The organism is Mesorhizobium sp. M0590 (assembly GCF_040320905.1).
Classification (GTDB): Bacteria; Pseudomonadota; Alphaproteobacteria; order Rhizobiales; family Rhizobiaceae; genus Mesorhizobium.
The window spans coordinates 1-14,337 of the sequence record NZ_JAMYQN010000042.1 but is presented as its reverse complement, the minus strand read 5'-3'; the positions used below and the strand labels follow the sequence as shown (position 1 = coordinate 14,337).

The following is a 14,337-nucleotide window of genomic DNA, read 5'->3' as shown; positions in this document are numbered from 1 at the left end:
AGTTGTGGATGACCTGGTCCGGGCTGCGTGGATCATCGATGCAGCGCGCCAGACGGTCGGCCACCCGCAGTCGTTTCTCCACCTCGGCCAGAGCCAGAACGCCACTGTCCGACGAGAGCATGCCGCCTTCGAAACGCACGACGACGGACTTGCCGCCGACAGATGACAAGCCGCTCAGCGGCAGCGTAAGATCATTCATGGCGGGTGTGGTCTCCGGAAATGATTCGGATCGGCCTTAGCAACCAAATCCTACGTCATTTCAACGGCTTGAACCACATCCGCCAACCCACCGTGAATTTTTGAGGTTAGGGGAAGACGAGTTCACGTGAACTTTTTATGTTTGCCAAGAGACCTACCTCACCGAAGCTTTTCGGATACTGGGAAGGGCAGGGGGACGGCGCCTTAGCAATCGCCCAATCCGGGGAATGTTGTCGTGCAATGACGATTGCAGCATGTCCGTTTGCTTTCGTTCGAAAACAAGCCCGCGCCTCGGGCGGAGAGCGCGGGCCCGATCGGGTTGGGCCCTATCCGTGACGGGCAAGCGGGGGCGGGCGCTGCTCGAGAATATTACTATTCGCTAATATAATTCTGTCAAGATCGACAACTTCCCCGGAAACGGCAACGAATTGCGCGGGATGTAGCCCCAGTTCGCCGACCCCATCAGGGCCAGCAGTCTCGAATGGCTGCATCAACAGGCCGGACAGAAGACTGCACCCGACCAACGCGCCATAACGTCGAATTACCTCTTCCATCGCGGGAGCCATCCACAGAGGACATAATTGGGACGGCCAGTCGCTATACTAAACTGCCCTCTCCTCCAGCGCCCAATCCATGATGCTGCTGTTCAGTGGTATTCGTCACGCTACGACCGCGGTGGACGCGGACGGAGACGGAGCGCTCAAGAGATCGACTCCGTAGGGGTCCATGGGCCACCCGGGTACTCACCGGTCGGCTGGTCCATCGTGGCGGCGTCAGATCGGCTCTGGCGTGATGGGTTCTCCGAAGCCGACGTCGACTTGAACCGGCACGCGCGCGCCGGCGATCGTTGCGCTGGACCGAATGCGCTGCATAATTCGGCCTCGTCGCGGATCGGCATCACCCTGAGGCGTGCAATGTCGAACTTCACGCTGTCGTGGGGCACATTTGACGTACAGATTGCGCGGGAGCGCTCGGCCAGGGCCGCCACATCCGGGTCACCTTGCCCGAGGAGGTCGAGATGGTGCGGGGTTCACGCGCCATCGGTAACGATCGCTTCCACATAAAGCCACGTCACCGACCAGACCTGCACCATCTGACCAAACCTCCACAGGTCCAACTTCGATTTCGCCGCCGACGCCACCTGGTGTCTCGACCCATGCAAACGATACTGTCGCTTTTGGCCCAAACTGTTCACTATCGAACGGACGTACCATATGCGAAACGTTTTGCATTTCGTCCGCATTCTGCAAGCAAAAAGAAGACGAGCGAAGGTGCGCCAGCCCAACTTGAATGTCAGCGCTCAGCTACATCCTCCGGATGGCACGTCACTTGCGCATCACCTTTGCGAAGCCGTCATGACGGTCTTGCCCCCAACCAACGGAGATGATGATGGTAATTGGCCCAGAAGTACCGAATTGCCCGGAGCAACTGAAGATTTTGGCTGAAGAGCTGCAGATGTAGGATATCGGCCATGAGAGCTCGGGGCAGAGCTTCCCATTCCGCACTAGCGTTGAGGCGACGGAGATCGATCAGGATATGCGGAGCGTTTTGAGCGGGGCCGGGGCGAAGAGATTACAGAAGATTGAGAAGATCGAGACGAAGCGTTGCAGGCTCCTGCCGAATGAAAGCCCTGCATCGTCCGCTCACGCTTTCGCAGCGCTAGGTGAGAATTATCGGTCTGCTGGTGCTGTTGACGCTATTCCTAAAACGCGACGAAACAGCTCGAACCTAACCAGGACGCACGTCAGGGCCCAGCGCGGCACTTCTCCAAAACCTCGAAATGAAGGAGACTGGTAACTTCTCCGGGGTCGGCCACCAATTGTTAGCACCCGCGGGTCCATCATCATCGCTTTTGCTGCGGAGAAATTAACGCGATGGAGTGGACGATCTCGATCGAGGGGAAGAGCGCGCTCGGCGATGTCTGTCGCCAAGAAGTTCGGATTGAGAAGAGCGACGAACGTTGCTCGACGGTGATATCGGCCTGTCGATCGACGACGGCAAGAAAATCCTGACGGCCCTGCAAAGCGCGGTCGTGAACCACGAGGCGGAGACCTATGCCCTTTCTCGCCGGGTCTGCCCCGATTGCCACACGTTTCGGCTGGTCAAGGACTACACGATGCGCCGAATTCGAACGGTCTTTGGTACTGTAGAGGTTCGCAATCCACGTTGGATGCTGTGCCAGGACTGTTACCCAGGAATGGTAGCCGCGTTCGCGCCGCTCAAGGAACTCTGTCCGGATCGGGCAACGCCCGAGCTGATGGAACTGACGGCGCGACTGGGAAGCATGATGCCGTACCGGCAAGCCGCCAGCGTGCTCGCCGAATTCCTGCACATCGAGCCGACCGAGACGCATGCGACCGTGCGAAAGCGGACCATCAAAGTCGGCGAGCGGCTCGACGACCAGATCACTGAGGAAACTTGGCGCGCGAGAATGAAGATGGAGGAACGACATCAGCTCGAGATGCAGCTTCCTGGCGATCGACGCAAAGAGTTCGTCATCAGCATCGATACGGCGCACGTTCGCAGCGCCGATCCCAATTCAGCGCGAAGCTTCGAACTCGTCGTGGCCAGATGCGGTCGCGGAGGTCGGGGGGAAGTCGGCGGTCGCTACTTTGTCACCGCCAACACCGACCAACCTGCGATACGCGATCGAGCGCTCCACGCTCTTCGGGAAGAGGGGTATTGCGGCTTTGGGGACGTCACCGTGATCTCGGACGGCGCCGAAATCCTGAAGCGGCTTCCGCGCGCCATGCCGAAACCGACGACCCATATCATCGACTGGTTCCACATCGCCATGAAGATCCAGCCCATGCAGCAGATCGCTGATCACGTGATCCGATCCCAGTCTGGTCTCGCTGAAACACTTCCGACCATCGGCAGGGACATCAGAGCTGTGAAGTGGCGTTTGTGGCACGGTCGCGTGCATCGCGCTATCCACGACCTGGAGCAGCTCTTGGCAAGCTTGCATGTCTCGCAAGGAGAAGGTGAGCTCTCAATGCTGCGCCTCCACAGCCTCGGGTCTCAGCTCCTCACCTACGTCCGTTCGAACCGCAGCGCGATCGTGAATTACGGAAAGCGCTACCAAGCCGCACTTCGCGTGGCCACGACCCTTGCCGAGTCGGCAGTCAATTCCGTGATCGCCAAACGCATGGTCAGGAAGCAGCAGATGCGCTGGTCTCTCCACGGTGCTCACATGCTGATGGACCGACTGCGGGCACGATTTCGAGAGCCAGAGCCAAACGTGCCCTCACTATTCAAACCCAAACCGCCCCTACTGTGCGCTGCGTAACCCCGGAGAAGTTACCGGTCTCCCGGATGCGCCGCTCCAGCGTCCGGCGAATGCCCGCGCTCAGTTCCGGGTGCCGCCGCAGCATCTCCTCATAGATGGCGACGACACGGATGCCTGGCGCCGCCTTCAAAAGGGGAACGATCTCGGGATCGAAGATATGCTCGAGAGGATCAGGCCGTCGCCGGCCGCGAGCCTTCTGGTTTTGCGATGGCAGGCCGCAATTTGCCGAGCAAGCCGATCGGGAGGGATGGCCCGCCGCCCGCTTCCTGTCGGCCATCGCCGAACATGAACTGGCCGAGCGTGCGCATCGCAGGATCGAACGACACCTCGCCGAAGCGCATCTGCCGCCTGGAAAGACACTCGACAGCTTCACCTTCGACGCGGTGCCGATGGTCTCCAAGGCCCAGGTGATGGCGATCGCCGCCGGCGACAGCTGGCTCGCAAAAGGCGCCAACATCCTGTTGTTTGGCCCGCCCGATCCCACGACATAATGCACACCTCGCTATGTTATTGAAAAAGCTGGATCTGCTGATCCTGTGATTGTGATAATGGACTGTGTCCGCTCCTGCCGGAATGGTGCTGGATATCGAGTTGCTCGATATCTTCATGACGGATGATCCAGGGCGTACCCTTGCAATACTGCTCGGCCTTCAGATCGCCGGCGCGGATCATGCGCAGCACGGTCATTGGCCGCAGGCCGAGCTTCGCAGCCGTTTCCTGCAATGTATACTCGCCGCGCTCCGACCGTTCGTCCTTTTTGTAGACGGCGATGTCGTGCTGGTTGCGGAAAGTGCAGACACGGGACTGCGTCCATCCGTTCAGACGACCCGTGGTTTTGCCGAGCCGGTTGAGAAGCGATGCGATCGCTCTATCCGGCAATTGGCGTGCCAGGGCACGGATCAGGTCCTCGATGTCCGGCGGGGCGCCCCAACGGTGATGGCCTGCCTTGTTCTTCCTGACCGAAAGCGCGGTATGGTCGCCGCCCTGCCAATGCACCAGCATTTTGATGTGGTCGTCTTCGATGGCGACGACAATCTCGCGGATCACGGCACGGATGATCCGCTTGCGCGTGGTGGCGGTGGCGTTGGCATGATGCCATGCCAGTTCGAGATCGGCGCCCATGCGCAGCAGGCTCCGCCGTTCCTCTTCTCCCAGAGCCTCAGGCTTGTGGCGGTCGAGCGCGTCAAGCTCGTCCTGACGCTCGCGGACGGCTACGAGCGCGGCATTCCAGCGTCGCTCCAGTTCGCCTGCTACAAGCCGGTTGTCCGGGTCGACGGCGTCATACTGGCGGCGTGCATGGGCGGCTTCATAACGTGCCTGCTCGAGTGCGAGCTCCACATGGCGCCGCTTCTCTCCAGCCTGCACGGTGGAGGTCTCGATGGCCTTGATCGCCGCTTCCATGCCGAGCGGTTGAAGGCGTTGAAGAACCTCCGCGCTGACCGCCTGATCGACCCGCAACGATCCGAAGCCGATGCACGGGTCGGTTCCGTGGTTGACCTGCGCTCCGCGGCAATGATAGCGCCCCGTATTGCCGTTGCTGCCGGAATAGGAGACATGCAGCTTGCGGCCGCAATGGCCGCAGCGCAAGAGACCGCCGAGCAGCAACTCGCCCCGGCGAAGAGCACCGCGCGGCACCAGGCCTTTGCTTGTGGCATTGTCCGTGATCAGGCGCTGATTCCTCTCAAAATCGTGCCAGCTCAGGTAACCTTCGTGATGGTCGATGAGCAAGACCTCCCAGTCGGCGCGATCGCGCCTGATCCCACGCAAAATCCGTTTGCGTCCGGCCTCTATGGTGACTTTGCTGCAGGTTCGCCCGAACGCATAGGCGCCGGCGTAGATCGGGTTGGTGAGAATGTGGTGCACCGTATTGTAGACGGGCAGCTTCCAGACGACCGCCCTGTCCGCCGCGCGCGTGTAATTTACGGCAGGGAGCATAATGCCCTCGCGGCGCAACCACAGATGCACCTGCCGGATGCTCTGCAGTTCGTCGAAACGCCGGAATACAAGATCGATCGCCTCGCGGATCCGCAGGTCCGGGTCTTTCTCGACCCGGTTCCGGCCCGACTTGACGTAACCGATCGCCACCGTCAGGAAAAGTTCGCCCCGTCGTGCCTTCTGCTTCAGGGCTTCGATCGAGCGGGCCCGCAGGATCGAAAGCTCCAGTTCGCTCATCGTGCCCTTCATGCCGAGCAGCAGCCTGTCGTTGGGATGACGCGGTTCGTAGATGCCGTCCTCATCGATGATGAGCGTTCCGACAAGGCCGCAAAACTCGATGAGCGTATGCCAGTCCCGGCCATTGCGGGCCAGCCGGGAGGCTTCAATGGCGAGGACCGCACCAACCCGACCTTCGCAGATCGCCGCCAGAAGCTTCTCAAAGCCCGGACGGCTGATGCCAGACCCTGAACGACCGAGATCTTCATCGATGACGATGGCGTCTTTCCAGCCAAGGGACCGCGCTCGCTCGGCAAGGCCATATTGGCGTCGCCGGCTCTCGGGATTGTTGACGAGTTGATCGGCCGTCGACTGCCGGACATAGACATAGGCACCGCGCGCGAGATGTTCAGCGGTGATCTTCATGATCTGCCTCCCGTCCCGTCTGGCTCACCACCGCTTCCCTCAGCAAGGTCTCGATCAGCCGGAGGGTGCGTTCCCGGACTTCGCCTGGAAGACTCGATGGCGGAGCCTTCTTGGAAAACAGGTCTGGCTGGTCGGTTCGGCATTGCCTGCGCTGCATGGTCGTCTCCTGGCTGGCGTGAGTCGCTCTGCAGAAAACGTAGACATGCATCGACCTCGCGGCGCAGGTCGCGCAGGCATGAAAGGGGAAAACGGGGCGCCTCGCGAACCGCCATCGTCAGGGCGATCTCTTCCGTCATCCAGATCGGAATCAGCGCCAGGCTGCCATCCGGTTGTCGCCCGACATAGGCCGGCTCACCGCAATAACGCTGACGGCCTGTGACGAAAATCTCCCCGCCCGAACGTGGATGAAAGGCGTAACGGACAATCTTCTTTGCCTCGCCATCCTGATAACGGGCATTATGAGCCCAGTCCGCCCGGCGGCGGAAAGAGCCATCTCGCCGCGGCCATCGGCCTCGCCCTGATCGAGAACGGCTGGCGCGTGCTGTTCACCCGCACCACCGATCTCGTCCAGAAGCTTCAGGTCGCGCGGCGGGAGCTCCAGCTCGAATCCGCCATCGCAAAGCCCGACAAGTTCGATCTGCTCGTCCTCGACGATCTGGCCTACGTCACCAAGGACCAGGCCGAAACGAGCGTGCTCTTCGAACTCATCTGCGCAAGGTATGAGCGGCGCTCCGTCATGATCACCGCCAATCAGCCCTTTGGAGAATGGAACAGGGTCTTTCCGGATCCCGCCATGACCCTCGCCGCGGTGGACCGACTTGTTCATCATGCAACGATCTTCGAGATGAATGTCGAAAGCTACAGGCGCAGGTCCGCCATGGAAGCAAAACGCCAGCGCGGCAGGCCCGCCTCCTACGCGAGAATCAAGAACAGAAACGAACCTGTCGCGGAGCGACAATCAGAAAACGACGATGGCCTTGCCAGCGACAATCAGCATGATAACTTGCCCGTGACCGCGCTCTGAGAGTCTCATCCAGATTGTCGCGCACGTCTCTTCCAGATCGCCGCGCTATACTGCTGGTGCGCCAACGCACGCAGTTGATCAATGCGCTACGCGGTCATCTGGCCGAATTCGGCATCGTGGTGGCGAAGGGTCCCGTCCATCTCGATAAGCTGAATGATGCGATCGATGAGTTGGAGACGGGACTGCCGCCGATGGTCCGCGAGATCGGGCGGACCTATCTCGATCAAATTGCCGTCTCCTTCGGTCGCAAACCTCGCCTGGTGGTCGCCATCGCGCTGGCTAACAAGATGGCACGAGCTGTATGGGCCATGCTCACGAAGAAGGAGAATTATTGGAATCCGGTGGCGGCAGCCTGATCGGGCCAATCGTCCATCGGTGTTGCGAGGAGGTCGCGAACGGTAAGGGCAAATGATCGATCAGATCGGGATTAGGAAAGCCAGTGTGATTCGCGGAGCCACGAGCTCGCCCACAGTGATTTGGAACCTGATCCGCGCATCTCCATACCGGCCCGCGGCCATGTCAACGAGCCGCAGTTGTGAGGCCTGACACATGACCGCACTCGATCGCATGCTCTGCGTTGTTCAAAACCAACTTGCAAAACCGGGGGCATCCACACATGATCACCGCTGCGCAGGCGGCATGAATTTTCATCCTTATTGCGAGGCGCCTGGCCTCCGCGGCGGATCAGATGCCCTCGAAACCAATGGGCGAAAGATCACATTATAGTAATGAGGCGTTTTGAACTGTCGCAAATCAACGGCACGTATTGTTGCGACACTAGCCTGTGACAGGCACCGGTAAATCTCTCCCTCCCGGTTGATTTCTTCCAGATCGAGAGAGCTCGACACATTCCTACACGCGCTTCTTGCATTAGTTACAAGTTGTATACCTTCGATTTGCAACCATTCGTAGTGCTCCCCCAGGAGCATTTTTACACTGGTGCCGTTTGCATATGGCAGCATAATGGAGAAATAACCGTCATGCAGATGGTGTGCTCTGAGCAAGAGGACCTTGGACTCGTGTATGCTCCCTATCGAGACTTTCAGAGGTGAAAACCGCACATTCATATCTTCTGGTCTTAGGTCAAATTGAAATCTTTTTTGCACCAGACTGCTGAATGCGAAGTCAAGCCCCAAGCTGCGCGTTTCATATGCACCCAGCCGATAAGGTGGGGGGAGGCACCTCACATCCTTCCAAGCACTGTCTAGATCATAGAGCGTCTTCGTTCGATCTGGTCCCATAAACTTGTCGTTCTGGAAGCCCTTGAAATATTCCAACTCCGCTTCAATAGGCATGTAGACATGACGAAATAGAGCTGCATGGGCCGCCCGCTGCAAAATAGAATAGTCGTGCGTGACACCAGAGTCCGCAAAAAACGACCTCGCATCATTGACGAACCGCAAGCACTCATCTTGAATTTCGGCAACCTTCTCGTACTGACTCTCCCTAAGTTTGATCTCCTCAAGAACTGGCTCGCCGTGCACATCATAGTCCACAACCATTCCTTCCTTGAGGATGCAGCATTGCTCAAATAGATCATAATTCCAACTGGATGTGGTAATAAGTGCTTTCCCGTTCGCCGGACGGTAAGGTTCGTCGGAAGCAAGCAAATAGCGGCCAAGTATGTCGACGTTAAATTCTTCTTTGAAGGTGCGACTCAAATATTCCTGCGTTCTGCCGTAATAACCTATGTCCGCCAAGATAATGGTATCGCCATCCTCTAACTCCAATTCCTTTGACATATAGCGCATCAAGCGGGTACGCAAAGCAAAGGAGTTCTTGAATATCAACTCCAGCACATCGTCGTCGTGGACCAACTGATGGAACGCTGTTTTTGGATCGTCAGATTGATGGGCGATCCGTATTAACAATTCCGTCACTTCAGGCGGAAGCAAAAGCTGCTTTGCAGTGGTATGCAGGTTGTCATATTCGGACTCGATCCCGCTAATGTAATAATCGACATCGGCGCGGGTTTTGAAAGAAGCCGCAATAGCAATAAATTTGCGGAGTCGTACCAGTTTGCCGACGGGCTTGCGCGCATAGGCTTCACAGGCAGATGAAAGAAGATAAGCATCACGCAACAAAAAGAAGACTTTTACTCGCTTGCCCTGCTGTTGTAGTGCCTCCACCTCGTCCATAAGAAAACGGGCATAGGCGTATAGCACCGGGCCAAACGACATGTAGCCGATCACCGTCTCAGGCGCGTACGGCTGCAGGTTTGCTGCAGCAAAAATTGGCCGAAACGGACTATAGCATGGTAGAACAACTGCTTCCGGCGATGCCTGCTCGAGTACAATCAATGAAGAAGCCGCGTGCTGTAGGCGCAAGAGGTCTGCGACCTCACGATCAAACGGCAGGAAATGCAGTGCACGTACGCCCAATTCCCGCGGCGCTTGCGCATCGGCTACGTAATTATCCCCGATGTGAAGTAGTTGCGATGCGGGCACGCCACACTCTTTGATTACAATCTGAAAAAGGGCATGGCTCTTCGACGTCCCATGATCGACAGAGCAGTAAATCTTACTGATTGCCTGCATAACGTCCGCAGGCAAGTGCCGAGCCAAGAGGCGTCTTAAATCGTGTTCGCGCAAATACGTATCGCTCACAATTATAATTTTGATACCACGGGTGTGCGCCAATCTGATCAGCTCTACGTACGGTGAGAATGCAAAGCAAACATTCATTTCGGTTCGGATTTCCGCCTCGGCCAATAGCTCCCGTTCCTCACTAGAAAGGGATGTAAAAAGACGATAAATATCACCGATATCGATCTCCCTGGATCCGTTCTCTAGAGGCTTCGCTCGATAGGCACGCGTAGCAGCGCTAATGCGTTGGTGAGGAGTTATCCCTAAGCTTCGCGCGACGGGATTATCGGCCAGCACGGTAAAAACGTCACTAGGTGTCGCTGTCTTTCGCCATAGCAACGTATCGAAACAGTCAAGTGAGAGTACCTTTACCGAATCCCCAAAGTCGTCCAGAATATTTGGTATATCGTGGACCTTTATTTGCGTCTTATGGTGCGTATCAAGCATGTCGCTCCGGAGCAGGCGATCCTCCGGTGTTTGCCGTTGGGTGGTCTTTTCTGTTAGACCGCCCCCGTCTGGACCAATTGAACCAGCGTGACCGACAAACTGATAGACATCGTCTCCGGGACGACGCAGCAAGAACTCGCCGTATAGGTCAGGATCGGAAGACTGCTGAGCAATATCGGCTTGCTTTATCTTTGCGGCCAAGCGCTTCAGTATAAGCTGCATATAGTTTCTCCCTTCCCGCAAGCGCAATCTTTCTGGCTGACAACTTCTCACTTGTCGTCCACTCTTGGGTCTAGGCCCTGCGCATCGCCAAAGTATCGAGGTCAGCGGCTACCGCTTTTCGTACGGAGCTTCGAAGGAGCCGGCATTTAAGATAGAGATGTCCTGAACTGGTTGAGGGGCTTGGGTTCGAACCAGATCTGCGGAACAAAATTCCGCTCTCCTATTGCCAGACGATCCCCATCTCATCGTTTAGCCATGCTCTTCCAGAAACGAAATGCGGCCAACGTCCAAATACATCCGACCATTGGTTGACCCTCCTGCGTCTCACCAAACCGTTGGTCGAAGACTATCATTTATAGAGTTCCCGTCAACGTAGCGACGGGAGCGCGACATTTCTTGCCAAGTGGTTGATTATATTGAGAACAACTGCGTGTGTACGAACAGCGGCTTTGTGATATTTTGATGAAGAAGTGTTAAAGTTAATGTAGATTGGGGTAAGCAGAAGATCCATCTGACGCGGCGTGAGGTAATTGGCGAGAGATACACCGCTGCCGCCATCGTGCGGCAGGGCAACCAGCACTCAAGGCGCTGTCACGTTGTCTGCATATGAACGCGCTGAAGCGGCGCGCGCTGCTGTAAGCAGAGCGCAGTCATGGCCTTCCACTCCATTGCGTTGAGACGGGTACCCAGAGGCACTGTTGCAGCATTTTGCCGATCTGGGTGCGGATTCCGACGATTTTCCAGACGGCATTGGTCCGGTTTCGTTTCGGAATCACTGTCCGGAATCATTGGAATGCGGAATCTGGGACTGCCGATCATCCGCGTCGGCCTTGAGGCGGGTCCACTATCGCAGTGGTTGAGCGAGGGTCTGGTCGACGCCGGCTTTGAGGTGGTGTTGCTGGAGACGGCATGTAAGGCGGCACTGTCGGCGATGCCGGTGAAGACGGATCGCAAAGATGCCCGCGGGATCGCGCCGTTGCTGCGCATGTGCTGGTGCCGTCCCGTGCACGCAAAGTCGGCAGATGCCAAGGAGGTGCGGGCACTGCTGGTCGGCCGCAAGCTGTTGCAGGCCAAGCTGCTCGACGTCGAGCTCAGCATCCGCGGAATCCTACGTGGGTACGAAGGCTGGCGAGGTGAGCCGCTGGCGTTTCGAGGCGCGCATTCGCGATTTCATCGAAGGCCATGACATGCTTGCGACGGTGATCGGCGCGATGCTGCAGGCACGGGCCGTTGTGGAACAAGTTTGCCCAGCTGCACCGTGCGACGCTGAAGATCGCCCGTGCCGATCCTGTTTGCCAGCGGCTGATGAGCGCGCGCCCGGCGTCGGTGCAACAACTTCATAATGCCTGCTATCGAGTGGGGTGAAGCGATTATCCGCTATCGATTTCATCCCCGTTACGGGGCAGCGGTTATTGTTGCCGGGCGCAATAGCCATGGTGACGAGGTCGCTCTGATCATCCGCCAGCCTGACGGCACCCTGGTGCAGTTGCCGATCTGGATGACGCGGGATGGTGCGGAGGCGATGATGGTGACGGGAGAGTCCCCGTCTGCCACTGACGAATCTGCGCGAACTTCGTCCGAAGCTCGATGCTGTCTATGCCTGCGGATCGTTCAACGCTCTCGCCTCCTTCAAGATCCGGCCAGTCTCGTCGACAATGCAAATAGAGGTCTCTTCAAAGACCGTCCAGTCCGGCAAAGTACTTCATGGCAGCTCCTTCCAAATGTTTGTGGCGACTCACATCGACCACGCTTTCACATTTCGACAGGAGCAGCCGCCATCATCTCTCGAGGAGATAAACCGGATGATCGGAGTCTTCGCCTTGCGCGGCAACGACCGGAACAATTGTAGATTCATTGGTGAGCGCACAGAACTCCACGTCGTTCTGCCGGCAGTTGCCGATGAAGCGGCGACCGGTCATCGAGCTCAGTAACACCTTCACCGCACTTTTTTGTGAGGTTATGAAGCCGTGAGCGAGCGACGCAGAATCGTCGAGTTCAACAGCGTCATCCTTCGCAAGTTCACAAAACTGTGACACGATCATTCCGGCGCAGTAGCTATCTTCAATCGCGATACGCGAGTTGCGCAGTTGGCCCGAGCAGATGATCGTGATGTCTGCGTTGCGCGATGACGCCTCCGCGAGCGCACGCCGGGCAACAGCACCCAGGTTTCGCAGCGAACCAATCAGCACCTTTGGGCGTTCGTATGGCTTCAGTGTCAAACGGCTTCCAAAACTGGGTCTGACGCACTCTCGATGAAGTTCGGGATCATACGGCACCGATCAGCCTGGCTTGCAGGAGGTCGAGCTTTCCGCGTCCATACATCTGCCGTTTCACAAGCTTGAGCTTGGTGATCTGTCCCTCTGTTTGACCGTTGGACCATGGTTCGGTGATCGCGGCGCGGACGGCGGCATGGTCGCGAATGATGCCCTTGGCGAAAGATGCGATGAGGCTTTTGCCGGCGTCGGCGATCCACGGCTCGAGATCATCGGCAAGCTTCTTGCGGATCATGGAATGGAAACCGGCGATCAGATTGCGTGCTTCCACCAGCAGGGGCACGCCCGCCTCGATGGCGGCGATCATCACCGTGTCGGCTTTGCTCAGATGATCACGGGCCGTCGTCATCAGCCGCGCGATCGTTCTGGCTGACGGCACCTTGTGGAGTTGCTGATCGGATGCCTGCTCGGCGCGACGCCGTCGCCTTGCCCATTCGCTGACGACGCCCAGGCGTCCCCGAAAGCCTTTTGTCTTCAGCCGCCGCCAGAGCTCGCTTGCATTGTGGCAGCCCGATATCCATTGCGCATCCAGGAACGGCAACCATGCCTCGAGCGAACTCTGCCGGACGCGGAAAATATCGGTTCGCTGGCCACGGATCACTTGGCGTACGAGTTTGCGACTGTGACCGGTGCGGCGCACGATCTCCTTGATGGGGATGCCTTCGCCGGCAAGTTTCATGATTGCCGCGTTTGTCTCCTCGCGCCGCAGATAGCCTTCGTATTGCAGCTTCTCCACGTAGGTGAGCAAGTCGGGATTGACCGTCGTAGCGCCGATCGCAGTTCGGATTATCCGCATCGACTTGCGAACGGCGTCGAGGAAAGCCGCGCTCGCATTCTCCATGAGATGCCAGCGGTCGGCGACCTGAACCGCATGCGGTAATGCCTTGGCGGTGGCTTCGCCGTAACCGCCGCCGCGGTCGCGCGAGACGGTTTCGATCTCAGGGTGATCGGCAAGCCAAGCCTCGACGGTGGCAACTTCACGGTCGGGCAACAACGTCACGATCCGCCGTCGCTCCAGATCGCAGACGATCGTGCCGTAGCGATGGTTACGGCGATAGGCCCAGTCATCGATGCCGACAATCTTGATAGGGTCTGTTCGTAAACAGGCCCGTCGCCGCACCACCCGCAGCAATGTGTCATTGCTGACCGGAACCATCAGCCGCTTTGCAAAACTAGCCGCCGGCCGGCCGCCGAGCGCCAGTCCAAGATGATGAACGATACACTCCAATCGCGAGGTCCGGCGCGATCGCTCGGTGACAACACTGTCGTCAAAGCGCTCGGCGAAGATTCGTCGACGGCACAATGTAGCATCGCAGACGAAGCGCCGCGCGACGAGGCGGAGCTCTACCTTCGTCCCACTACAGGGAAGATCGGACACGCGTCGAACATAGCGGCTGTGGACCCGGCTCGACACTCTGCGGCAAAGAGGGCAAGGCCGCGCCGGCGTCCCTGACCGCGCGGTAATGATAATCACTCCTTCGTTCTCAGCGATCGCCTCGACGACCAATCCCGCCGGGATCAAGGACGACAAACGCAAATTTCTCACCATGGTGCTGATTCCCCTCCGAAAACAGCACCACGCCGCCATGCAAAATCATCAAATGTGAGTCAGACCCAATTTTGCACGCCGATTCACATGTTGAGCGAGCGCGGGATCGCCCATCACGAGCCGCGACCGATATTCGTCGGCGCCCGCAACGAGCGCCTGACTCGTTTCGGAGC

6 protein-coding genes and 7 pseudogenes are annotated in these 14,337 nt (G+C 58.0%); 5 read left to right on the top strand and 8 right to left on the bottom strand.

Annotated elements, in window-relative coordinates; translation table 11 throughout:
• The coding region (locus NKI52_RS31840) for a transposase (RefSeq protein WP_352700780.1) at positions 1–199 on the bottom strand (199 nt) is incomplete at its 3' end.
• A gap of 1,873 nt (positions 200–2,072) precedes the next feature.
• Here NKI52_RS31840 and NKI52_RS31835 point away from each other — a divergent pair.
• Positions 2,073–3,487: pseudogene (locus NKI52_RS31835) on the top strand (ISKra4 family transposase).
• A 22-nt stretch (positions 3,488–3,509) separates the two neighbouring features.
• On the opposite strand, the pseudogene NKI52_RS31830 reads toward NKI52_RS31835, so the two are convergent.
• Positions 3,510–3,698: pseudogene (locus tag NKI52_RS31830) on the bottom strand (IS21 family transposase); the annotation flags it as partial.
• 4 nt (positions 3,699–3,702) lie between these two features.
• On the opposite strand from NKI52_RS31830, the pseudogene NKI52_RS31825 reads away from it, so the two are divergent.
• A pseudogene (locus NKI52_RS31825) lies at positions 3,703–3,963 on the top strand (ATP-binding protein); the annotation flags it as partial.
• Positions 3,964–3,994: 31 nt separating this feature from the next.
• Here the strand turns inward: NKI52_RS31825 and NKI52_RS31820 are convergent.
• Positions 3,995–6,064, bottom strand: coding sequence for a recombinase family protein (locus tag NKI52_RS31820; RefSeq protein WP_352700778.1), 2,070 nt, complete (start codon positions 6,062–6,064; stop codon positions 3,995–3,997).
• Positions 6,048–6,221, bottom strand: coding sequence for a hypothetical protein (locus NKI52_RS31815; protein WP_352700777.1), 174 nt, complete (start codon positions 6,219–6,221; stop codon positions 6,048–6,050). The genes NKI52_RS31820 and NKI52_RS31815 overlap by 17 nt, the downstream gene beginning before the upstream one ends.
• A gap of 312 nt (positions 6,222–6,533) precedes the next feature.
• On the opposite strand from NKI52_RS31815, the pseudogene NKI52_RS31810 reads away from it, so the two are divergent.
• Together NKI52_RS31810 and NKI52_RS32865 are read left to right on the top strand one after the other, a co-directional pair.
• A pseudogene (locus NKI52_RS31810) lies at positions 6,534–7,088 on the top strand (ATP-binding protein); the annotation flags it as partial.
• 227 nt (positions 7,089–7,315) lie between these two features.
• A pseudogene (locus NKI52_RS32865) lies at positions 7,316–7,444 on the top strand (IS110 family transposase); the annotation flags it as partial.
• Positions 7,445–7,741: 297 nt separating this feature from the next.
• Here the strand turns inward: NKI52_RS32865 and NKI52_RS31800 are convergent.
• The gene (locus NKI52_RS31800; protein WP_352700776.1) at positions 7,742–10,342 is read right to left on the bottom strand and encodes an HAD family hydrolase; all 2,601 of its coding nucleotides are present in this window, start codon (positions 10,340–10,342) and stop codon (positions 7,742–7,744) included.
• Between the two features lie 763 nt (positions 10,343–11,105).
• On the opposite strand from NKI52_RS31800, the pseudogene NKI52_RS31795 reads away from it, so the two are divergent.
• A pseudogene (locus tag NKI52_RS31795) lies at positions 11,106–11,673 on the top strand (IS110 family transposase); the annotation flags it as partial.
• Positions 11,674–11,939: 266 nt separating this feature from the next.
• Here NKI52_RS31795 and NKI52_RS31790 read toward each other — a convergent pair.
• The 3 genes and pseudogenes from NKI52_RS31790 to NKI52_RS31780 form a co-directional block, all read right to left on the bottom strand.
• Positions 11,940–12,048 (bottom strand): annotated as a pseudogene (locus tag NKI52_RS31790) (IS110 family transposase); the annotation flags it as partial.
• A gap of 72 nt (positions 12,049–12,120) precedes the next feature.
• Entirely contained in the window at positions 12,121–12,561 is a 441-nt protein-coding gene (locus tag NKI52_RS31785; RefSeq protein WP_352700775.1) for a 2-phosphosulfolactate phosphatase, read from the bottom strand.
• 46 nt (positions 12,562–12,607) lie between these two features.
• Positions 12,608–14,164 (bottom strand): ISL3 family transposase, encoded by a 1,557-nt coding sequence (locus tag NKI52_RS31780; protein WP_352700774.1) that lies wholly within the window; start codon positions 14,162–14,164, stop codon positions 12,608–12,610.
• Positions 14,165–14,337 lie beyond the last annotated feature (173 nt).